We start from the raw sequence: 21984 nt of genomic DNA, 5'->3' as shown, positions 1-21984 counted from the left end.
TCATGCTGCGGTTGCACATGGCACGCAGCGTTGCTCCATGCACAACGCCGTCCGGAGTCGTTCTTCCCGGCGCGTGAATGGCCCCTCCACGACGTTCCCCGAGGAGTGCACCGTGACCTCGACCAGCCTGCCGGACAGTCTGATCGCCACCCTCCCCGGCTCCTCCTATACGGATCCGGGGATCTTCGCCCAAGAGCAGGAGCGCATCTTCGAAACGATGTGGTTCTGCGCCGTGCGTTCCTCGGACCTGGCCAAGCCCGGGGCCTTCCGGACCGTAGAGGTGGGCCGCGAGAGCATCCTGATCACGCGTGCGCGCGACAACTCCGTACGCGCCTTCTTCAACGTCTGCCGGCACCGCGGTGCCAAGCTCTGCACCGAGGAGGCCGGCGAGGTCAAGCGTGCCTTCCAGTGTCCGTACCACGCCTGGACGTACGACCTGAACGGCAAGCTCGTCGCGGCGCCCAACCTCACGAAGATGCCCGACGTCGGCCGCACCGAGTTCGGCCTGGTGAGCGTGACCACCCGCGAATGGCTCGGCTACGTCTGGGTCTGCCTGGCGGAGAACCCGCCCTCCTTCGAGGACGACGTCCTCGGCGAGGTCGTCGGCCGGCTCGGCGACGTGGAGTCGATCGAGCACTACGACATCGACAACCTCTCGGTCGGCAAGCGGATCGTCTACGACGTCAAGGCGAACTGGAAGCTCATCATCGAGAACTTCATGGAGTGCTACCACTGCGCCACGATCCACCCCGAACTCACCGAGGTGCTCCCCGAGTTCGCCGACGGCTACGCGGCCCAGTACTACGTCGGCCACGGCGCCGAGTTCGGCGAGGAGGTCCAGGGCTTCACCGTCGACGGCTCCGAGGGGCTGGACCGCATACCCGGCGTGTCCGACGACCAGGACCGCCGCTACTACGCGATCACCATCAAACCGCAGGTCTTCATCAACCTCGTCCCCGATCACGTGATCTTCCACCGGATGTACCCGGTGGCCGTCGACCGCACGATCGTCGAGTGCGACTGGCTCTATCTTCCGCACGTCGTCGAGAGCGGCAAGGACGTCAGCCGGTCCGTGGAACTCTTCGACCGGGTCAACCGCCAGGACTTCGACGCGTGCGAGCGCACGCAGCCCGGGATGAGCTCCCGGATGTATGCCAAGGGCGGGGTGCTGGTGCCCAGCGAACACCACATCGGTGCCTTCCACGACTGGGTGAACGAGCGCCTCGGAACTCCCCGGCCGTAGGGGGGCGGGTCAGCCCAGGTAGCCCATGCGATGGCTGATCTCCTCCGCGCCCTTGACCAGCACCGGGGCGAGTTCGTGCATGCGCTCCTCGGTGAACCGGTACGAGGGCCCGGAGGCGCTGAGTGCCGCGATGACCTCTCCGTCCCGGTCGCGGACCGGCGCGGCCATGGCGTGGAGCCCCAGCTCCAGCTCCTCCACAGTCCAGGCGTAGCCGCGCTCCCGGGCCTCGGCGAGATTCTTCTCGAGCTTCGCCTTCGAGGTCAGCGTGTGCGGGGTCACCTTCTTCAGGCCGGCCTCCGACAGCAGCGCGGCGCGCTCCTTGGCGGGCATGTGGGCCAGCAGGACCTTGCCGCTGGAGGTGGCGTGCAACGGGGTCAGCTCGCCGACCCAGTTGTGCGCGGTGACGGCGCCGGGGCCGCGCACCTCGTAGAGGTTGATCGCGTAGTGCTCCTGCATGACGGCGATGTTGACGGTCTCGCCGATCTCCTCGGCGAGGCGCTCACAGACCGGGCGGCCCTGCTGGGTGATGTCGATGCGTCCCGTGACCGCGCCGGCCAGGCGTACGATGCCGAAACCGAGGCGGTACTTGCCGCGCTCGCCCGCCTGCTCCACCAGACCGCGCGCCTCCAGGGCGCCGAGCAGCCGGAACGCGGTCGACTTGTGAACATCGATCTCGGCGGCCACCTCGCTGACGCCGGCCTCGCCGCGCTGGGCCAGGATCTCCAGCACGCTGATGGCGCGGTCGACGGACTGCACCCCGCCGGACTGCGAACCTGTCGTTTCAGTATCTGGACTGTAGTTGCTCATAGCGAAACTATACGCGCAGTAAACAACGCCGGCGCAAGTAACAGCGTCGAAACGTAGACCGCGCAAGTTGCGTGGCACGCAACCTAGTGCGTATAGCGATACCCGTACTAGCATGCCACGCGTATCTACGGCGCGAGCGAGACGAGGCACCATGGCTCCCCTGCAATACGACTTCGTCATCGTCGGTGGTGGATCCGCCGGCAGTGCACTGGCGAACCGACTCTCCGCCGACCCGGGCAACCAGGTGCTGGTCCTGGAGGCCGGCCGGCCCGACTACCCGTGGGACGTCTTCATCCACATGCCCGCGGCGCTGACCTACCCGATCGGCAGCCGGTTCTACGACTGGAAGTACGAGTCCGAACCAGAGCCCCACATGGGCAATCGGCGCATCTACCACGCGCGTGGCAAGGTGCTGGGCGGTTCCAGCAGCATCAACGGCATGATCTTCCAGCGCGGCAACCCCATGGACTACGAGCGCTGGGCCGCCGACGCCGGTATGGAGACCTGGGACTACGCGCACTGTCTGCCGTACTTCAAGCGGATGGAGAACTGTCTCGCGGCCGACCCCGACGACGAGTTCCGCGGCCACGACGGCCCGCTCGTCCTCGAACGCGGTCCCGCCTCCAACCCGCTGTTCACCGCCTTCCTCAAGGCCGTCCAGGAGGCGGGCCACCCCCGCACCGACGACGTCAACGGGTACCAGCAGGAGGGCTTCGCCCCCTTCGACCGCAACGTCAGCCGCGGCCGCCGGCTGTCGGCCGCGAAGGCGTACCTCAAGCCCGTGAAGAAGCGGCCCAACCTCACCGTCACCACCCGCGCCCTGGTCACGCGCGTCCTCTTCGAGGGCAAGAAGGCCGTCGGTGTCGAGTACCGGCGCCGCGGCAAGGTCCACCAGGTGCGCGCCCGCGAGGTCATCCTCTGCGGCGGCGCGATCAACTCCCCGCAGCTGCTCCAGCTCTCCGGAGTCGGCAACGCCGAGGAACTGAGCGCGCTCGGCATCGACGTCGTCCACGACCTTCCGGGCGTCGGCGAGAACATGCAGGACCACCTGGAGGTGTACATCCAGTACGCCTGCAAGCAGCCCGTCTCGATGCAGCCGTACATGGCGAAGTGGCGCGCGCCCTTCATCGGTTTGCAATGGCTCTTCCGCAAGGGCCCCGCCTCGACCAACCACTTCGAGGCCGGCGGCTTCGCCCGCAGCAACGAGGACGTGGACTACCCCAACCTGATGTTCCACTTCCTGCCGATCGCGGTCCGCTACGACGGCTCCTCGCCCGCCGGCGGCCATGGCTACCAGGTGCACGTCGGGCCCATGTACTCCGACGCCATCGGCTCGGTGAAGATCAAGAGCAAGGACCCGCAGGAACACCCGGCGCTGCGCTTCAACTACCTGTCCACCGAGCAGGACCGCCGCGAGTGGGTCGAGTCGATCCGGGTCGCCCGCGAGCTCCTCAACCAGCCGGCCATGGCCCCGTACAACGACGGGGAGATCTCACCCGGCCCGTCCGTGGCGAGCGAGGAGGAGATCCTCGCCTGGGTCGCCAAGGAGGGCGAAACCGCCCTGCATCCTTCCTGCACCTGCAAGATGGGCACCGACGAGATGTCGGTCGTCGACCCCACCAGCATGCGGGTGCACGGTGTGGAGGGGCTGCGCGTCGTCGACGCGTCGGTGATGCCCTACGTCACCAACGGCAACATCTACGCGCCGGTCATGATGATCGCGGAGAAGGCGGCCGACCTCATCCTCGGCAAGGAGCCGTTGCCCGCCTCCAAGGCCACGTACTACCGATACCGGGATGCCCAGAAGCAGGCCGGGTAGACGTTGGACGCCGAAGGGTTCCGGGCGCTGTTGTCGAGCGTCCGCTACGAGGTGCTGCCCGCGAAGACGGCCGAGGACAAGGTCCTCGCCCATGTACCGCGCGACGTCGTCGTCACCGTGACGGCGTCGCCGGTCAAGGGCCTGGAGCCGACGCTCGACCTCGTCGGCCGGCTGGCGGCGCACGGATACCGCGTCGTCCCGCACGTGCCCGCGCGGCTGCTGCGGGACGACGCGCATCTGAAGGATGTCGTCGACCGGCTCCGGGAGACGGGTGTCGACGACGTCTTCGTCCCGGCCGGCGACGCCGATCCGCCGGCCGGGGTCTACGACGGGGCGCTACCGGTGCTGCGCAGGCTGAGCGAGCTGGGCAGCCCGTTCGCGCGGGTCGGTATCACCGGCTATCCCGAGAGCCATCCGCTCATCCACGACGACCTCACCATCCAGGCCATGTGGGACAAACACACGCACGCCACGTACATCGTGAGCAACCTCTGCTTCGATCCGCGCGTGCTGGGTGACTGGGTCGGCCGCATACGGCGCCGCGACGTCACCCTGCCCGTCCATGTGGGCGTGGCGGGGCCCGTGCAGCGGGCGAAGCTGCTGGCCATGGCGACGAAGATCGGGGTGGGGGAGTCGACGCGCTTCCTCACCCGGCACGCCTCGTGGTTCCTGCGGTTCGCGACCCCCGGCGGCTACTCGCCGGACCGGCTGCTCGCCCGCAGTGCCGAGGCGCTTACCACGCCCTCGGCTGGGGTGGCGGGCCTGCACGTGTTCACGTTCAACCAGATCGCCGAGACCGAACGGTGGCGCCGTGCCCTGCTGGACCGGTTGGGCGACTGAACCGGGAGGGGCATGGCACCCGAAACCGACTGGCGACTGCCCCGAACCTATACCGGCGCCTCCGGGGGCGTCCGCTGGGACCGGCTGGGCCACCCCGGCCGGCCACCGGTCGTCCTGCTGCACGGCACCCCCTTCTCGTCGTACGTCCGGCGTGCGGTCGCCCGCCCGCTCGCCCGGTACCCTCGGGTGTTCGTCCGGGACATGCCCGGCTACGGGACCTCCGAGAAGGACGGGCCAGGACGTGTCCCTGGCCGCCCAGGGCCGGGTCTTCACCGAGCTCCTGAGCCACTGGGGCCTCAGGGAACCGCTCGTGGTCGCCCACGACTTCGGCGGGGCCGTCGTCCTGCGGGCCCCTCTGCTGCACGGCGCCCGCTGTCGGGCCCTCGCCCGGGTGGATCCGGTCGCGCCGGCACCGTGGGGGTCCCCGTTCTTCCGGCTCGTCGGCGAGCACGCCGACGACGAGATCCAGGGCCGCTGCAGCGGGATCGGCATCCCCACGCTCGTCTGCTGGGCGAGGACGACACCTGGATCCCGGTGGCGAAGGGCCGCGAGCTCGCCGCTCTCGTCCCCGGCGCGCAATTCGAACCGGTCGCCGGAGCGGGGCACCTCGTCCAGACGGCACCCTGGTGCGTGAGTACGTCGGTTCCGCCGGCAGCCCCGGCCTGCGCCCCGCCGTCCTCGACCGGCTCCACTTGGACACCATGGTCGGCGTCCGGGGCGACCGAATCGGTAACGCAGAGTTTTCACCTTCGCGTCAGGGCCGGAGACGTCGAAGTGAACCCTCATGAAGAAACGGCCCTGGAGCCGATCACCGAACGGACGTACTCACGGCCAGGTTGCGGTCGAGGGGACATGCGCAGCGTTCGTCGGTGCGTATTGCACAACTCGGCGAGCAATACGCAACATAGGCGGACTCGATGGGGTCATCGGTCAAGAGAGAAGGGTCGATGGGCCCCTTGCGAAATCGTCATCCGCCAACCCCTTGACGTAGGTCTGCAGCGTTCGTCATGGTGTTCCACCACAAGCAATTGAATGCACGATGCGCAACGCATAACGGCTGAAGGGCTTGGCGCGTGGCAGACCTGTATGTGGCTGGGGAATGGCGCGATGCGGTGGCCGGTGGGCGCCGGGAGATCCGCTGTCCCGCTGACGGCGCGCTCGCCGCGACCGTGTCCGAGGGGACGCGTCCGGATACCGAGGCGGCGATCGCGGCGGCCCGCCGGGCCTTCGACGAAGGTCCCTGGCCGCACACCCCCGAGCGGGAGCGCGGTGCGCTGCTGCTGCGCACCGCCGACCTCATCGAGCGTGACGCCAAGGAGTTCGCCCGCGCCGAGTCGCTGGACACCGGCAAGCGGCTGGTGGAGAGCGAGTACGACATCACCGACGTTGTCTCCTGTTTTCGCTACTACGGCGGGATCGGGGGCACGGATGCCGGCCGGGTGATCGACACCGGTCGTGATGACGCCGTCAGCCGTGTCGTCTATGAACCGATCGGCGTGTGCGGGCTCATCACCCCCTGGAACTACCCGCTGTTGCAGGCCAGTTGGAAGGTCGCCCCGGCGCTTCTCGCGGGCAACACGATCGTCCTCAAGCCCAGTGAGCTCACCCCCTCCACCTCGATCCTGCTGATGCGGGCACTGGAGGAGGCCGGGCTCCCGGCCGGTGCCGCCAATCTCGTCCTGGGCACGGGCCCCGAGGTGGGCGCACCGCTCTCCGAGGACCCGGCCGTCGACATGGTCTCCTTCACCGGAGGCCTGGAGACCGGCAAGCGCATCATGGCCACCGCCGCCGCGACCGTGAAAAAGGTCGCGCTGGAGCTCGGCGGCAAGAACCCCAACGTGATCTTCGCCGACGCCGACTTCGAGACGGCCGTCGACTTCGCCCTCACGGCCGTCTTCCTGCACTCGGGCCAGGTCTGCTCGGCCGGCGCCCGGCTGATCGTCGAGGACTCGATCCATGACGCCCTGGTCGACGAGGTCGTCCGTCGCGCCCGGCGGATCCGACTGGGCGGGCCCTTCGACCCCGAGGCCGAGACCGGCGCGCTGATCTCCGCGCAGCACCGGGAGAAGGTCGAGGCGTATGTCGCGGCCGGCCTCGCCGAGGGCGCCGTACTGCGCTGCGGCGGCGAACGGCCGGGCGATGCCGCCCTCGCGGACGGTTACTACTACCCGCCGACCGTGCTCGACGCGTGCACGCAGGACATGCGGGTGGTGCACGAGGAGTCCTTCGGACCCGTGCTGACCGTCGAGCGCTTCACCGACGAGGACGACGCCGTACGCATCGCCAACGACACCGAGTACGGACTCGCCGGAGCCGTCTGGACCCAGGATGCCGGGAAGGCCCAGCGGGTCGCCCGGAGACTGCGCCACGGCACGGTGTGGATCAACGACTACCACCCCTACGTGCCGCAAGCGGAATGGGGTGGCTTCGGGCACTCGGGCGTGGGCAGGGAGCTGGGACCGACCGGCCTGGACGAGTACCGAGAGCCCAAGCACATCTGGCAGAACATCCAACCCCGGCCGCAGCACTGGTTCCGCGGCTGAACGCCGAAGAGAGGTCGATCGTGACCCCAGCACAGACTGAGGTGCCGCAGCGGCGCGGCACGTCCCAGGACTCGGTTCCCACCCCGGTCATATCCGTGCGCAAGCTGTGGAAGGTGTTCGGGCCGAAGGCAGACCAGGTACCGGACTCCGAGGAGCTGTGCGGGCTCACCCGTCGCGAGCTGATGGACCGCACCGGATGCACCGCCGCCGTACGCGATGTGAACTTCGAGGTCTCGCCCGGCGAGGTCTTCGTCGTCATGGGCCTGTCCGGCTCCGGGAAGTCCACGCTGGTGCGATGTCTGACCCGGCTGATCGAACCCACCGCGGGGGAGATCGTCTTCGAGGGCGAGGACATCCGCCACGCGGACGACAAGCGCCTGCGCGAACTGCGTCGCCGCAAGTTCTCCATGGTCTTCCAGCACTTCGGGCTGCTGCCGCACCGAAGGGTCGTCGACAACGTGTCGTTCGGCCTGGAGATCCGCGGCATGAGCAAGACCGAGCGCACCAAGCGGGCGCTTGAGGTGGTCGAACTGGTCGGCCTCTCCGGATACGAGAACTCCTACCCCGACCAGCTCTCCGGCGGTATGCAGCAGCGCGTCGGCCTCGCCCGGGCGCTGGCAGGCGACCCGGACGTGCTCCTCTTCGACGAACCGTTCTCGGCGCTCGACCCGCTGATCCGCCGGGACATGCAGAACGAGGTCATCCGGCTGCACCACGAGGTCGGCAAGACGATGGTGTTCATCACCCACGACCTCTCCGAGGCGCTCAAGCTGGGTGACCGCATCCTCATCATGCGCGACGGCAAGACGGTCCAGTGCGGCACCGGTGACGAGCTGGTCGGCGCCCCCGCCGACGACTACGTACGCGAGTTCGTCAAGGACGTGCCGCGCGGCGACGTACTCACCCTGCGCTGGATCATGCGCGCGCCGGAGGACGGCGACGAACTGGACGGCCCCGAGCTGGGCCCGGATGTCGTGGTGAAGGAGGCCACCCGGGCGGTGCTCGCGGCCGACAAGCCCGTCAAGGTCGTCGAGAACGGCAAGCTGCTCGGCATCGTCGGCGACGAGGAGATCCTCGCGGTGGTCGCCGGGCAGGAAGGCGGCGCATGATGACCGTCGCCATCGAGAAACCCGAGAAAACAAAGGCCGTAGAACCGGCCGCGCCCGCCAAGGGCGCGCGCAAGGTCAGCCGGCCCATGATGATCGGCGCGATCCTCGTCGTCTGGCTGGTGCTGTTCGCCGTCCTGCGCGGAAAGCAGACGCTGCCCCTGGCGGCGGCGGACCTGACCGATCTGCACCGGCGGATCAACGACTTCAACGACTCCATCGGCGCCAACCGCAACTCCAACCCGCTCTTCCTGTACTTCTTCAACGAGATCCGGCTGGTCATCGACAACCTGGTGACCTTCATCCAGCACCTGATCTCCCAGCCGTCCGGGGCCCGCCCGGTCCCGCAGGTCGGCTGGCTCGGCGTCGTCGGCATCGCCGGGTACGTCTCCTGGGCCGTGGGGAACTGGCGGGTCGCGCTGCTGGCCGTGGCGGGCTTCACCTTCTTCGGGCTGCAGGGGCTGTGGCAGGAGAGCATGGACACCCTCGCCCTCACCCTCTCCGCGGTGTTCGTGGCCCTGCTGTTCGCGATCCCGCTCGGGGTGTGGGCCGGGCTCTCGGACCGGTTCAACCGGATCATGACGCCCTTCCTGGACTTCATGCAGACGATGCCGACCTTCGTCTACCTGGCACCGCTGACCCTGTTCTTCCTCATCGGCGGAGCGTCCGCCACCATCGCCACCGTGATCTACGCGGCCCCGCCGACGATCCGCATCACCGCGCACGCCATCCGCAACGTGTCGAAGACGACCGTCGAGGCGGCCGACTCCCTGGGCGCCACCCGCCGTCAGTCCCTGCTGAAGGTCCTGCTGCCGATGTCCAAGCGGACCGTGGTGATGGGCGTCAACCAGACCATCATGGCCGCCCTGGCCATGGTGACCATCGCCGCCCTGATCAATGCGCCCGGCCTCGGCGCGAACGTCATCCAGGCACTGCAGTCCCTCGACGTCGGCACGGCCTTCAACGCGGGTCTCGCCATCGTGGTCATGGCGATCGTCCTGGACCGGGTCACGACCGCGGCCAGCGCCCGCGAGGAGAACGCGCGGCGCTCCAAGAACACCTTCGTGCAGTGGCGGCGGCCACTGCTGGGCGCAGGCGCAGTGGTCACGGCGGTCCTGATCTACCTGTCGCACACCTATCTGTGGGCGGCAGACTTCCCCGGCGACGGCACCATCGGCAGCCACATCGCGAGCGCGGCGGACACCGCGACCAACTGGGCGCAGGACAACCTGTCGGGTCTGACCAACGCGATCCGCGACGCCATCACCAACGGCCTGCTCAATCCGTTCCAGACGCTGCTCACCGACTCCCCGTGGTGGCTCGTGGGCGTGGTGCTGGTCGCGCTGGGCGTGGTGTTCGGCGGCTGGAAGGCCGGGGTCACCACGGCGGTGTGCGTGGGCCTGCTGGTCGGCACGGGTGTGTGGTCGGACGGCATGACGACGCTGGCCTCGACCCTCGTCGCCACGGTGCTGGTGATGGTGCTCGGCATCGTCTTCGGCGTGTGGATGGGACGCAGCGTGCTCGTGGACCGGCTGATCCGGCCCACCCTGGACGCGGCCCAGGTCATGCCGCCGTTCGTCTACCTCGTACCGTTCCTCGCGCTGTTCGGCGCCACCCGCTTCACGGCCATCGTCGCGGCGATCGTCTACGGGGCGCCCGTCACGATGAAGATCATCGCGGACGGGATCCGGGCCGTGCCCGAGACCACCGTGGAAGCGGCCACCTCCGCCGGGTGCAACACCTGGCAGATCATCACCAAGGTCCAACTGCCGATGTCACGCAGTGCCCTGACGCTCGCGACCAACCAGGGCCTGATCTACGTGCTGTCGATGGTTGTGGTGGGCGGCCTGGTAGGAGCGGGCGCCCTCGGCTACGACGTCGTGGCCGGATTCTCGCAGGGGCAGCTGTACGGGAAGGGACTCGCGGCGGGTCTCGCCATCGTCCTTCTCGGAGTCATGTTCGACCGGATCACTCAGGCAGCGGCGCGACGCGCGAGCGCTTAAGGAGCACGACACCATGGCAAGACACTGGCGAGCCGGCGCGGCCGGCCTGGCCGTCCTCGGCCTCACCCTCACCGCGTGCGGAGGGGCGAAGGTCGGCGACTCCTCCTCGGGCTCGAACAACGCGGGCAGCTCCGGCAAGTGCGGCACGTTCAACCTCGCGGTCAACCCGTGGGTGGGCTACGAGGCCGACGCGGCGGTCGTCGCGTACGTCGCTCAGCACAACCTCGGCTGTACGGTCACCAAGAAGAACCTGAAGGAAGAGATCGCCTGGCAGGGCTTCGGCACCGGCGAGGTCGACGCCGTCCTGGAGAACTGGGGCCACGCCGACCTGACGAAGAAGTACATCAGCGGCCAGAAGACCGCCGTCGACGCCGGCCAGACCGGCAACAAAGGCATCATCGGCTGGTACGTGCCGCCGTGGCTGGCCAAGGCGCACCCCGACATCCTCGAATGGAAGAACCTCAACAAGTACGCGTCGAAGTTCAAGACGTCGGAGTCGGGCGGCAAGGGCCAGCTCCTGGACGGCGACCCGTCATATGTCACGAACGACGCGGCGCTGGTGAAGAACCTGAAGCTGGACTTCAAGGTGGTGTACGCGGGCAGCGAGACCGCGCTCATCCAGGCCTTCCGCACCGCCGAGAAGAACAAGCAGTGGGTGATCGGCTACTTCTACGAGCCGCAGTGGTTCCTGTCCGAGGTCCCGCTGAAGAAGGTCTCGCTGCCCACGTACACGACGGGCTGTGACGCCGATGCGGCGAAGATCGCCTGCGACTATCCCGTGTACAACCTCAACAAGATCGTCAGCGCCAAGTTCGCCAAGTCGGGCAGCCCCGCCTACAACCTGGTGAAGAACTTCAACTGGACGAACGACGACCAGAACACCGTCGCCAAGTACATCGCCCAGGACAAGATGACCGACGAGGCGGCGGCGAAGAAGTGGGTCGACGCCAACAAGGACAAGGTGGACGCCTGGCTCAAGTAGGCCGAGGCCCGAGCCGGTCGGACATGCCCGGCGGGCGGTGCGTGCAGGTGCGCGCCGCCCGCCGGGCATTGCCGTGTTCAGGGCGGTGTTTCGGCCTGTTTTCCGACGTCACGGACCCCTTGACACCCCCTCCCTGCGACAGGCACATTGAGTTGCGCAACCTGAATCATGTTGCGCAGACAGCAACTCTACGGTTTTGATTTCGGAGGTGCGGCGATGGCGGGACCCCGAGTGGTGATCATCGGAGCAGGCGTCGTGGGAGCGGCCCTCGCTGACGAGATCTCCGCGCGCGGCTGGACCGAAGTGACCGTGGTCGACCAGGGCCCGCTGCCGGCCACCGGGGGATCGTCGTCGCACGCCCCGGGCCTGGTCTTCCAGACGAACTCCTCCAAGACCATGACCGAGTTGGCCCGCTACACGGTCGAGAAGTTCTGTTCCCTCGACGTCGACGGCAAGCCCTGCTTCCTGCAGGTCGGCGGCCTCGAAGTGGCGACCACTCCCGAGCGCGTCGCCGAACTGCACCGCCGCCACGGCTGGATCACCGCCTGGGGCATCGAGGCCCGGCTGCTGAGCCCGGAGGAGTGCGTCGAGCAGCACCCGCTCGTCAACCCGGACAAGGTCCTCGGCGGCCTCCTCGTCCCGACCGACGGCCTCGCCAAGGCTGTCCTCGCCGTAGAGGCGCAGATCCGCCGGGCCACCGAGCGCGGCGTACGCTTCCTCGCCCGCCACGAGGTCCTCGACGTCCAGCAGAGCGAGGGCCGCGTCACCGGCGTCCTCACCGACCAGGGCGAGATCCCCGCCGACGTCGTCGTGTGCTGCGCCGGCATCTGGGGCCCGAAGATCGCCCGCATGGTCGGTATGAACCTCCCACTCACCCCGCTCGGCCACCAACTCGCCTGGACCGGCCCGGTACCGGCGCTCGCGGGCCAGACCGAGGAGGCGGTGCGCCCGATCCTGCGCCACCAGGACGCCGACCTCTACTACCGCGATCGCTTCGACGGCATCGGCATCGGCTACTACGGCCACCGCCCGATGCCCATCTCCGCCGACGACATCCTGTCCGTGGACGAGGCCGACGAGATGCCGTCGGTCCTGAAGTTCACCGAGGACGACTTCGAGGAGGCCTGGACCGAGACCCAGTCCCTGCTCCCCGCGACGCGCGAGGCCAAGGTCGAGGAGGGCATCAACGGCCTGTTCTCCTTCACCACCGACGGCCAGCCGCTCCTCGGTGAATCCCCGGACGTCAAGGGCTTCTGGGTCGCCGAGGCCGTCTGGGTCACCCACTCCGCCGGCGTCGGCCGGGCCATGGCCGAATGGCTGGTCGACGGATACTGCTCGTCCTTCGACCTGCACGAGTGCGACGTCAACCGCTTCGAACCGCACCAGCTCGCCCCCGAGTACGTCCTGGCCCGTGACTGCCAGAACTTCGTCGAGGTCTACGACATTCTCCACCCGCTCCAGCCGTCCGGGGCCCCGCGCCCGATCCGCGCGAGCCCCTTCCACGCCCGCCAGCAGGAGCTGGGCGCCTTCTTCCTGGAGGCGAACGGCTGGGAGCGCCCCCAGTGGTACGAGGCCAACGCAAGCCTGCTGGAAGGCCGTTCCATCCCGACCCCGAACGACTGGGCCGCGCGCTACTGGTCCCCGATCGTCGGCGCGGAGGCACAGGCCACCCGCGAGACCGTCGCGATGTACGACATGACGGCCCTCAAGCGCCTTGAGGTCGGCGGTCCCGGCGCCGCCGCCTTCCTGGAGAGCCTGTCCACCGGCAAGATCGACAAGTCCGTCGGCTCCGTCACGTACACCCTCCTGCTGGACGAGGACGGTGGTATCCGCAGTGACGTCACCGTTGCCCGGCTGGCCCGCGACCTCTTCCAGGTCGGCGCCAACGGCAACCTGGACCTCGACTGGTTCACGCGCCACCTCCCCACCGACGGCACGGTGCAGGTCCGTGACATCACCCCGGGCACCTGCTGCATCGGCCTGTGGGGCCCGCTCGCCCGCAAGGTCCTGCAGCCTCTCGCCGACGCGGACTTCTCGAACGACGGCCTGAAGTACTTCCGCGCCCAGCGCGCCCACATCGGCTCCGTTCCCGTCACCGCGATGCGCCTCTCGTACGTCGGTGAGCTCGGCTGGGAGCTGTACACCACGGCCGACCTGGGCCAGAAACTGTGGGACACCCTGTGGCAGGCGGCCAAGCCGCTGGGCGGCGTCATCGCCGGCCGCGGTGCCTTCAACAGCCTCCGCCTGGAGAAGGGCTACCGCTCCTTCGGCACCGACATGACCTACGAGCACGACCCCTACGAGGCCGGCGTCGGCTTCGCCGTCAAGCTCGACAAGGGCGACTTCATCGGCAAGGCGGCCCTTGAGCGCCGTAAGACCGACGTACGACGCAAGCTGACCTGCCTCACCATCGACGACCCGCAGTCCGTCGTCATGGGCAAGGAGCCGGTGTACGACGGCGAGCGCGCCGTCGGCTACGTCACCAGCGCCGCCTACGGCTACACGATCGGCAAGGGCATCGCCTACGCCTGGCTCCCGGCGGAACTCGCCACCCCCGGCACCACCGTGCACATCGGATACTTCGACCGGCGCGTCGAGGCGGTCGTCGCCGAGGAGCCCCTGTTCGACCCGACCATGTCCCGCCTCCGTGGATAGTACCCAGCGTCGACTTCGAGAGAAGGAGCACTGCCGGTGACCGCTCAGTTGCTGGACGGCAAGGCGACCGCCGCCGCGGTCCGCCGCGAACTCGCCGAACGCGTGGCCAAGTTGACCGCCACGGGCGCCCGTCCGCCGGGGCTCGGCACAGTCCTGGTCGGCGACGACCCCGGCAGCCGCGCCTACGTCGGCGGCAAGCACCGGGACTGCGCGCAGATCGGCGTCGCCTCCATCCGCCGTGAACTGCCCGCCGACGCCACGCAGGCGCAGGTCGAGGCCGTCATCGACGAGCTCAACGCCGACCCGGCCTGCACCGGCTACATCGTCCAACTCCCGCTCCCGCGCCACCTGGACGCAGGCGCCGTCCTGGAACGCATGGACCCGGCCAAGGACGCCGACGGCCTGCACCCCGTCAGCCTCGGCCGGCTCACCCTCGGCGTCGAAGCCCCGCTGCCCTGCACCCCGCGCGGCATCGTCGAACTGCTCCGCCGGTACGACGTGCCGATCACCGGAGCACGGGTGTGTGTGATCGGCCGGGGCATCACGGTCGGACGGCCCCTCGGACTGCTCCTCACCCGCAGGTCCGAGAACGCCACCGTGACCCTGTGCCACACCGGTACCAAGGGCCTGGCCTGGCACGTACGCGAGGCGGACATCGTCATCGCGGCCGCCGGCTCGCCCGAGTTGATCACCAAGGACATGCTGCGCCCCGGCGCCGCGGTCCTGGACGTCGGCATCACCCGTACCGACCACGGGCTGGTCGGCGACGTACACCCGGACGCGGCCTCGGTCGCCGGGTGGCTCGCGCCGATGCCCGGGGGCGTAGGACCCATGACGCGGGCCATGCTGCTCGCCAACGTCGTCGAGGCCGCCGAGAGGAACGCGAACGCCGTATGAATGTGACGGCCCCCAAGCACCAGCTGTATCAGTACCTTTGAGAAGACGGAGACGTCCGATGAGCCCCCGTACCCCAGGCGCCGACCTCCCGGACCACCCGGATTTCCTCTGGCGCACGCCCGAGCCGAAGCGTTCGTACGACGTGGTGATCGTGGGCGGCGGCGGCCACGGCCTCGCCACCGCCCACTACCTGGCGAAGAACCACGGCATCACCAATGTCGCCGTGCTGGAGAAGGGCTGGCTGGCGGGCGGCAACATGGCCCGCAACACCACCATCATCCGCTCCAACTACCTGTGGGACGAGAGCGCCGGCATCTACGAGCACGCGCTCAAGCTGTGGGAGGGACTCGGAGAGGAGCTCGACTACCCGATCCTCTTCTCCCAGCGTGGTGTGCTGAACCTCGCCCACAGCCTCCAGGACGTCCGCGACAGCGTGCGCCGCGTCGAGGCGAACCGCCTCAACGGCGTGGACGCGGAGTGGCTCGACGCGGACGGCGTCAAGGAAGTCTGCCCGATCGTCAACATCTCGCCGGACGTGCGCTATCCGGTCCTGGGCGCCACCTTCCAGCCGCGCGCCGGCATCGCCAAGCACGACTACGTGGCGTGGGGCCTGGCCCGCTCGGCGGACGCCGCCGGCATCGACCTCATCCAGAACTGCGAGGTCACCGGCCTGGACATGGTCGGCAACCGCGTGGTCGGAGTCCAGACCAACCTCGGCCCCATCGCGGCGGGCAAGGTGGCACTCTGCTCGGCGGGCCACACCTCGGTCCTGGCCGCCATGGCCGGCATCGAACTCCCCGTCCAGAGCCATCCGTTGCAGGCGCTCGTGTCGGAGCTGCTGGAGCCGGTGCACCCGACGGTCGTCATGTCCAACGCGGTCCACGTGTACGTCAGCCAGGCGCACAAGGGCGAGCTGGTGATGGGCGCGGGCATCGACTCGTACAACTCCTACACCCAGCGCGGTGCCTTCCACATCATCGAAGAACAGATGTCCGCGGCCCTGGAGCTCTTCCCGGTCTTCGCCCGCGCCCATGTGCTGCGCACCTGGGGCGGCATCGTGGACGTCAGCCCCGACGCCTCGCCGATCATCGGACTCAGCCCCGTCGACAATCTCTACCTCAACTGCGGCTGGGGCACGGGTGGCTTCAAGGCCACGCCGGGCGTGGGCTGGGTCTACGCCCACACCATCGCCCACGACACCCCGCACGCCCTCAACGCCCCCTTCTCGCTCGACCGTTTCACCACCGGCGCGCTCGTCGACGAGCACGGCGCTGCCGCGGTGGCCCACTAGGGAGCCCAACCATGCTGCTCATCCCCTGCCCGTGGTGCGGGCCCCGCGACGAGGCCGAGTTCCACTACGGCGGCCAGGCCCACGTGCCCTACCCCGACGACCCGTCGGCCCTCACCGACCAGGAGTGGGCCCGCTATCTGTTCTTCCGCGACAACCCGAAGGGCCCCTTCGCCGAGCGCTGGAGCCACGCGGCGGGCTGCCGCAAGTGGTTCAACGCGGTACGGGACACGGCGACGAACGAGATCCTGGCGGTGTACCGGGCGGGTGAGGAACGCCCGGCGACGCTTGAGCCCCGCCCGGTGCACTCAGCCTGTCCGGGGGTACCCCCTCTGGGGGAGTTTGAGGACAAGGCCCCTTCAGGGCCGACGGGGGCGCAGGAGGCGAAGCCCCTTCAGGACGGGACGAGGAGGGGCGGAGGGGGCGCTGCAACCATCAGCGGCTCCGCCGCAGGCCAGCCGTTCCGCCACCCCACCCGCGGCCGAATCCACCGCGGCACCCCCCTCACCTTCACCTTCGACGGCACCGAGTACCAGGGCCACCGAGGCGACACCCTCGCCTCCGCCCTCCTCGCCAACGGTGTCATCGAGGCCGGCACCAGCATCAAGCTCGGCCGCCCCCGAGGCATCTTCTCGGCCGGTGTGGAGGAGCCCAACGCGGTCGTCCAGATCGAGGCGCCCTTCCCCGAGCCGATGCTCCCCGCGACCACCGTCGAGCTCTACGACGGCCTGGTCGCGAGCAGCCTCTCCGGCCAGGGACGCCTCGCCACCGAACCGGACCCCGCCCGCTACGACGCCGTACACGCCCACTGCGACCTGCTGGTCGTCGGCGCGGGACCGGCCGGCCTCGCCGCGGCGGCCGCCGCCGCCCGCAGCGGAGCCCGTGTCATCCTCGCCGACGACCAACCGGAACTGGGCGGCAGCCTCCTGGGCACGGCCGAACACCTCGACTGGGTGGCGGACGTCACCGGGCAGCTCGACACCGCCCCCGAGGTGCGCGTCCTGCGCCGTACCACCGTCTTCGGCTACTACGACGACAACCACCTCCTCGCCGTCGAACGCCGTACCAACCACCTCGGTGCCGACGCCCCCGAGCACGTCTCCCGCGAGCGCGTCTGGCGCATCCGCGCGCGTCGCGTCGTCCTGGCCACCGGCGCCCACGAGCGCTCGCTGGCGTTCGCGGACAACGACCGCCCCGGCGTCATGCTCGCCGCCTCGGCCCGCACCTACGTCAACCGCCACGGTGTGCTGCCCGGCCGCCACGCGGTCGTCCTCACCACCAACGACAGCGCCTACCCGGCAGCGCTGGACCTCACCGCGGCGGGCGTGGACATCGTGGCGATCGTCGACACCCGCCCCACACCGGGAGAGTGGGCGCAGCGCGCTCGGCAGGCGGGTATCGAGGTGGTGGCCGGGCACGCCGTCACCGGTACGGAGGGCGACGCGCGGCTCACCGCGGTGACCGTCGCCCCGTACGGAGAGTCCGTGGGACAGCGGGAGTTCACGGCCGACCTGCTGTTGGTCTCCGGCGGCTGGAACCCGGTGGCTCACCTGTTCAGCCAGTCGGGCGGCAAGCTGCGTTACGACGAGGCACTGGGCTCCTTCGTGCCGGACACCTGCCGACAGGCGGTCGAGGTCGTGGGCAGTGCGAGCGGTGTCCTGGATCCGGCCGAGGTCCTGGCCCAGGGCGCCGCCGCCGGTGCCCGCGCGATCGAGGCCGAGGGCTACACCCCGCAGGCGCCCCGCCTGCCGGCGGTGGCCGATCGGCCGCGGCAGACGCCGGCGATGCACGTGTACGTCGTCCCCGGCGCTTCGGACGCCCCCCGCTTCGTCGACCTCCAACGCGACGTCACCATCGACGACCTGGCCCGGGCGGCCGGCGCCGGTCTGCGCTCGGTCGAGCACACCAAGCGCTACACGACGGCGGGCACCGCCAACGACCAGGGCAAGACCTCCGGGGTCCTGGCCAGCGGCGTCGTCGCCGAACTGCTCGGCGTGGACATCTCCGCGCTCGGCACGACCACGTTCCGGCCGCCGTACACGCCAGTCTCCTTCGCGGCGCTCGCCGGCCGCGACCGCGGCGCCCTGAGCGACCCGGTCCGCACGACCGCCATCCACGAGTGGCATGTCGCGCACGGCGCCCTCTTCGAGAACGTCGGCCAGTGGAAGCGCCCCTGGTACTACCCGCAGGACGGCGAGGACATGGCAGCCGCGGTCCTGCGCGAGTGTGCCGCCGCCCGCGACGGGGTGGCCTTCATGGACGCCTCCACCCTCGGCAAGATCGACGTACAGGGCCCGGACGCGGGCGTCTTCCTCGACCGGCTCTACACCAACATGATGAGCACGCTGAAGGTCGGCATGATCCGCTACGGCGTGATGTGCCGCCCGGACGGCATGGTCTTCGACGACGGCACCGTCATCCGCCTCGCCCAGGACCGCTTCCTGGTCACCACCACGACCGGCAACGCGGCCGTCGTACTGGACTGGATGGAGGAATGGCTGCAGACCGAGTGGCCCGAACTGAGGGTCCACTGCACGTCCGTGACCGAACAGTGGGCCACCGTCGCCCTCGTCGGCCCCCGCTCCCGTGACGTTCTCGGCGCGCTGGCACCCCAACTGGCCGTGGCCAACGATGACTTCCCGTTCATGGCATGGCGGGAGACGACCGTCGCGGGCATCGAGGCCAGGGTGTGCCGGATCAGCTTCTCCGGCGAACTCGCCTACGAGGTCAACGTGTCCCCCTGGGAAGCACTCACCCTGTGGCAGGCGCTGCATGAGGCCGGTTCCCCGTACGGCATCACCCCGTACGGCACCGAGACCATGCATGTCCTGCGCGCCGAGAAGGGCTACCCCATCATCGGCCAGGACACCGACGGCACCGTCACGCCGCAGGACCTCGGCATGAACTGGGTGGTGTCGAAGAAGAAGCCCGACTTCATCGGCAAGCGCTCCTACGCCCGTGCCGACAGCGTCCGCGCCGACCGCAAGCACTTGGTCGGCCTTCTCCCCGAGGACCCGGGCACCTTCCTTCCCGAGGGCACCCACCTGGTCGCCGACAGCGAGCTGCCCGCCCCGCCCGTCCCGATGCTCGGCCACGTCACCTCCAGCTACCGCAGTGCCGCCCTCGGCCGGACCTTCGCGCTCGCCCTGATCAAGGGCGGCCGGGACCGCATCGGCGAGCGGCTGTACGCCCCCGTCGGCGACCGGCTGGTCCCGGTGACCGTCGCAAGCCCCGTCCTTTACGACCCCGAGGGAGCCCGTCGCGATGGCTGACACCGCCCCGACCGCCCCGCCCCGCAGCCCCTTGTCTCAGGTCGCGGACCGCCTGGCCGCCGTGACCCGCACGTCAGGGGGTGCGATCCGGCTGGCCGAACTGCCCTTCCTGGCCCAGATCAACGTGCGCCTCGACGCCAAGGGCGCGGCGGCGGACGCCGTCGGGCTCGCGCTGGGCCTGCAACTGCCCCTCGAACCCAACACCGTCGTACGCGCCGGGGAATTGACCGTGCTGTGGCTCGGCCCGGACGAATGGCTGCTGGTCGGCACGCCCGACAGCGAACGGGACCTGGAGAGCCGGATCCGGGAGGCAGCGGGAGACGAGCCCGTCTCCGTCACGGACGTCTCCGCCCAGCGCACCACGCTCCTCGTGACGGGTCCCCGCGCCCACGACCTGCTGGCGCACGGCTGCGCGCTGGATCTGCATCCGAGGGCCTTCGGCTCCGGCCGCTGCGCCCAGACGACACTGGGCCGCACGCAGGTGGTCCTGGTCTCCCGGGACGAACCCAGGGCCGGGTTCTGGGTACTGGTCCGTTCGTCCTTCGCCGGCTATCTGGTGGACTGGTTGCTGGACGCGGCGACGGAGTACGTCTGAGCGACCTCGGCGGGGTTGCTCCCCGTCGCCCTCGTGGGAGCCCCTCGGCGGGGCTCCCACAAGGCTTTGTGCAGCAAGTTCCGTCCTCTGCTTCGACGGCTGGAACCCTGTGACCGCCACGGCTCACGGCATCACCCCGCCCCACCCGGGAACGCCCGAACTCCACCCGCACGGCCTGCCACGGTCCGGCCGCACGCCGGTCATGGGCGTCGTGCACGTCACCCGGGGCTCGTTCTCCGACGGTGGGCTGTCGTTCGCTCCGGAAGCGGCTGTCGCGCACGGACTCGCGCTGTTCGAGCAGGGCGCGGACAGCGTGGACGTGGGCGGGGAGTCGACCCTCCCCCAGACTCCGTCCGGGGGGACCCCATCTCGCTTCGCTCGGCGCGGTCCGCCCGCCGGTCGAGGAGGAGCTGCGAGGCGTCCTTCCCGTCGTCCGGCAACTCACCGCGGCGGGCGGGACCGTCAGCGTCGACCCCGTGCGGGCCGAGGTCGCCACCCGCGTGCTCGACGCCGGCGCACGGCTGGTCAACGACGTCTCAGGGGCCTTGCCGATCCCGCGATGCTGCCGCTCATGGCCCGGGCGGACAGGCCGTACGTGGCGATGCACTGGCGCGGACACGCCGCCGGCATGCAGACGAACGCCGTCTATGACGACGTGGTCACCGACGTGGTCGGCGAACTGCGCCTGCGGATCGAGGCCGCGTCGGAGGCGGGCATCCGGCCCGGTCGCCTGATCATCGACCCCGGGCTGGGCTTCGCCACGGAGTCCGGGCACAACGGGGAACTGCTGGGCCGGCTCGGGGACATCGTCGCGCTGGGCCGTCCCGTCCTCGTGGGCGCGTCACGCAAGCCGTTCCTGGGCCGGCTGCAGTCGTTCCTGGGCCGGCTGCTGGTGGACCCGGTGACGGGACAACCCCGCCCGGCACGGCTGCGGGACGCCGCGACCACCGCCGTATCCGTTCCCGCCGCCGCACAGGGCGCCTGGTGCCTGCGGGTGCACGATGTCGTCTCGACGCTCGACGCGGTGCGGGTGACAGCCCGCTGGGGCGCCGAGGCGGCGGCGTCGGTACGGTCCCTCGGATCGTTCGAGGCTCAGCCCGGATAGCCCATCCGGCGGCTGATCTCCGCCGCGCCCTTGAGCAGCACGGGCGCGAGCTCGTGGATGCGTTCCTCGGTGAAGCGGTACGCGGGGCCGGAGGCGCTCAAGGCGGCGACGACCTCGCCGTCGCGGGCCCGGATCGGGGCGGCGACGGCGTGCAGTCCGATCTCGAACTCCTCCAGAGTCATCGCGTACCCCCGCTCCCGCGCCTCGGCGAGGTTCTTCTCCAGCTTCGTTCTCACGGTCAGCGTGTGCGGCGTCAGCTTCTGCATCCCGGACGCCGTGAGCACGTCGGCGCGCTCCTGCGCCGGCAGGTGGGCCAGCAGGACCTTGCCGCTCGACGTGGCGTGCACCGGGGTGAGTTGCCCGACCCAGTTGTGCGTGCCGATCGCGCCCGGGCCGCGTACCTGGTGGAGGTTGACCGTGTAGTGCTCCTGCATGACCGCGATGTTGACGGTCTCGCCGATCTCTTCGGCGAGCCGCTCGCACACCTGCCGGCCCTGCTGTGTGATGTCGAGGCGGCCCGTGACCGCGCCGGCCAGCCGCACGATCCCGAAGCCGAGCCGGTACTTGCCCCGCTCGGCCGTCTGCTCGACCAGTCCGCGCGCTTCCAGCGCCCCGAGCAGGCGGAACGCGGTCGACTTGTGGACGTCGATCTCGGCGGCGGCCTCGCTGACACCGGCCTCGCCACGCTGGGCGAGGAGCTCCAGGACGCTGACGGCACGGTCGACGGACTGAACTCCGTTCACCGCGGGACCTGTTGTTTCGGCGTCTGCGGTGTGGTTGCTCATAGCGCAACCATACGCGGTCGGGTCCATGGGCTCGCAGGGCTTCC

General features: G+C 69.7%; 14 protein-coding genes and 3 pseudogenes. 14 read left to right on the top strand and 3 right to left on the bottom strand.

Features of this window, described 5'->3' with window-relative positions:
• Nucleotides 1–112: 112 nt before the first annotated feature.
• Complete coding sequence (locus AAFF41_RS10235) at nucleotides 113–1243, top strand: aromatic ring-hydroxylating oxygenase subunit alpha (RefSeq protein WP_168505523.1); 1131 nt, start codon at nucleotides 113–115, stop codon at nucleotides 1241–1243.
• A 9-nt stretch (nucleotides 1244–1252) separates the two neighbouring features.
• Here AAFF41_RS10235 and AAFF41_RS10230 read toward each other — a convergent pair whose 3' ends face one another.
• A complete protein-coding gene (locus tag AAFF41_RS10230) occupies nucleotides 1253–2050 on the bottom strand; it encodes an IclR family transcriptional regulator (protein WP_075025958.1) in 798 nt (265 codons plus the stop codon).
• A 151-nt stretch (nucleotides 2051–2201) separates the two neighbouring features.
• Between AAFF41_RS10230 and betA the strand changes: the two genes are divergently transcribed.
• From betA to AAFF41_RS10215, 3 genes and pseudogenes are all read left to right on the top strand, one after another.
• The gene (gene betA, locus AAFF41_RS10225; protein WP_343323872.1) at nucleotides 2202–3869 is read left to right on the top strand and encodes a choline dehydrogenase; all 1668 of its coding nucleotides are present in this window, start codon (nucleotides 2202–2204) and stop codon (nucleotides 3867–3869) included.
• Nucleotides 3870–3872: 3 nt separating this feature from the next.
• A complete protein-coding gene (locus AAFF41_RS10220; protein WP_343323871.1) occupies nucleotides 3873–4709 on the top strand; it encodes a methylenetetrahydrofolate reductase in 837 nt (278 codons plus the stop codon).
• 12 nt (nucleotides 4710–4721) lie between these two features.
• A pseudogene (locus tag AAFF41_RS10215) lies at nucleotides 4722–5324 on the top strand (alpha/beta fold hydrolase); the annotation flags it as partial.
• A 105-nt stretch (nucleotides 5325–5429) separates the two neighbouring features.
• Here the strand turns inward: AAFF41_RS10215 and purU are convergent.
• Nucleotides 5430–5525, bottom strand: a pseudogene (purU, locus tag AAFF41_RS51545) (formyltetrahydrofolate deformylase); the annotation flags it as partial.
• Between the two features lie 257 nt (nucleotides 5526–5782).
• On the opposite strand from purU, the gene AAFF41_RS10210 reads away from it, so the two are divergent.
• The 10 genes and pseudogenes from AAFF41_RS10210 to folP all read left to right on the top strand — a co-directional run bounded on the left by AAFF41_RS10210 (nucleotide 5783) and on the right by folP (nucleotide 21155).
• On the top strand, nucleotides 5783–7252 hold the full coding sequence (locus tag AAFF41_RS10210) for an aldehyde dehydrogenase family protein (RefSeq protein WP_343323870.1): 1470 nt from the start codon (nucleotides 5783–5785) through the stop codon (nucleotides 7250–7252).
• Nucleotides 7253–7272: 20 nt separating this feature from the next.
• Nucleotides 7273–8361, top strand: a complete 1089-nt coding sequence (locus AAFF41_RS10205) for a quaternary amine ABC transporter ATP-binding protein (RefSeq protein WP_319751419.1) — start codon at nucleotides 7273–7275, stop codon at nucleotides 8359–8361.
• Nucleotides 8361–10361, top strand: coding sequence for an ABC transporter permease (locus AAFF41_RS10200; RefSeq protein WP_319751462.1), 2001 nt, complete (start codon nucleotides 8361–8363; stop codon nucleotides 10359–10361). The genes AAFF41_RS10205 and AAFF41_RS10200 overlap by 1 nt, the downstream gene beginning before the upstream one ends.
• 13 nt (nucleotides 10362–10374) lie before the next feature.
• Complete coding sequence (locus tag AAFF41_RS10195; RefSeq protein WP_319751418.1) at nucleotides 10375–11343, top strand: ABC transporter substrate-binding protein; 969 nt, start codon at nucleotides 10375–10377, stop codon at nucleotides 11341–11343.
• A 216-nt stretch (nucleotides 11344–11559) separates the two neighbouring features.
• The gene (locus AAFF41_RS10190; RefSeq protein WP_343323869.1) at nucleotides 11560–13998 is read left to right on the top strand and encodes a GcvT family protein; all 2439 of its coding nucleotides are present in this window, start codon (nucleotides 11560–11562) and stop codon (nucleotides 13996–13998) included.
• 36 nt (nucleotides 13999–14034) lie between these two features.
• Entirely contained in the window at nucleotides 14035–14895 is an 861-nt protein-coding gene (locus AAFF41_RS10185) for a bifunctional methylenetetrahydrofolate dehydrogenase/methenyltetrahydrofolate cyclohydrolase (protein WP_143601002.1), read from the top strand.
• A 58-nt stretch (nucleotides 14896–14953) separates the two neighbouring features.
• Complete coding sequence (locus AAFF41_RS10180; RefSeq protein WP_343323868.1) at nucleotides 14954–16186, top strand: sarcosine oxidase subunit beta family protein; 1233 nt, start codon at nucleotides 14954–14956, stop codon at nucleotides 16184–16186.
• An 11-nt stretch (nucleotides 16187–16197) separates the two neighbouring features.
• Nucleotides 16198–19455: a sarcosine oxidase subunit alpha family protein gene (locus AAFF41_RS10175; RefSeq protein ID WP_343323867.1), complete on the top strand. Its 3258-nt coding sequence runs from the start codon at nucleotides 16198–16200 to the stop codon at nucleotides 19453–19455.
• The gene (locus AAFF41_RS10170; RefSeq protein ID WP_319751414.1) at nucleotides 19448–20050 is read left to right on the top strand and encodes a sarcosine oxidase subunit gamma; all 603 of its coding nucleotides are present in this window, start codon (nucleotides 19448–19450) and stop codon (nucleotides 20048–20050) included. Before AAFF41_RS10175 ends, AAFF41_RS10170 begins: the two co-directional genes overlap by 8 nt.
• Nucleotides 20051–20252: 202 nt before the next feature.
• Nucleotides 20253–21155: pseudogene (gene folP / locus AAFF41_RS10165) on the top strand (dihydropteroate synthase).
• On the opposite strand, the gene AAFF41_RS10160 reads toward folP, so the two are convergent.
• The gene (locus AAFF41_RS10160; protein ID WP_343323866.1) at nucleotides 21143–21940 is read right to left on the bottom strand and encodes an IclR family transcriptional regulator; all 798 of its coding nucleotides are present in this window, start codon (nucleotides 21938–21940) and stop codon (nucleotides 21143–21145) included. The pseudogene folP and the gene AAFF41_RS10160 sit on opposite strands and share 13 nt — an antisense overlap.
• Nucleotides 21941–21984 lie beyond the last annotated feature (44 nt).

It is taken from the genome of Streptomyces mirabilis, assembly GCF_039503195.1.
GTDB classification, from domain to species: Bacteria; Actinomycetota; Actinomycetes; order Streptomycetales; family Streptomycetaceae; genus Streptomyces; species Streptomyces mirabilis_D.
Note: the sequence above shows the minus strand (reverse complement) of the source record. Positions and strands in the feature narration are given on the sequence as shown.

Excerpts from the sequence above, each read along its gene's own strand:
- AAFF41_RS10230 (WP_075025958.1), bottom strand. The coding sequence starts at position 2,050 with ATGAGCAACTACAGTCCAGATACTGAAACGACAGGTTCGCAGTCCGGC.
- betA (WP_343323872.1), top strand. The coding sequence starts at position 2,202 with ATGGCTCCCCTGCAATACGACTTCGTCATCGTCGGTGGTGGATCCGCC.
- AAFF41_RS10200 (WP_319751462.1), top strand. The coding sequence starts at position 8,361 with ATGACCGTCGCCATCGAGAAACCCGAGAAAACAAAGGCCGTAGAACCG.
- AAFF41_RS10195 (WP_319751418.1), top strand. The coding sequence starts at position 10,375 with ATGGCAAGACACTGGCGAGCCGGCGCGGCCGGCCTGGCCGTCCTCGGC.
- AAFF41_RS10190 (WP_343323869.1), top strand. The coding sequence starts at position 11,560 with ATGGCGGGACCCCGAGTGGTGATCATCGGAGCAGGCGTCGTGGGAGCG.
- AAFF41_RS10180 (WP_343323868.1), top strand. The coding sequence starts at position 14,954 with ATGAGCCCCCGTACCCCAGGCGCCGACCTCCCGGACCACCCGGATTTC.
- AAFF41_RS10175 (WP_343323867.1), top strand. The coding sequence starts at position 16,198 with ATGCTGCTCATCCCCTGCCCGTGGTGCGGGCCCCGCGACGAGGCCGAG.
- AAFF41_RS10170 (WP_319751414.1), top strand. The coding sequence starts at position 19,448 with ATGGCTGACACCGCCCCGACCGCCCCGCCCCGCAGCCCCTTGTCTCAG.
- AAFF41_RS10160 (WP_343323866.1), bottom strand. The coding sequence starts at position 21,940 with ATGAGCAACCACACCGCAGACGCCGAAACAACAGGTCCCGCGGTGAAC.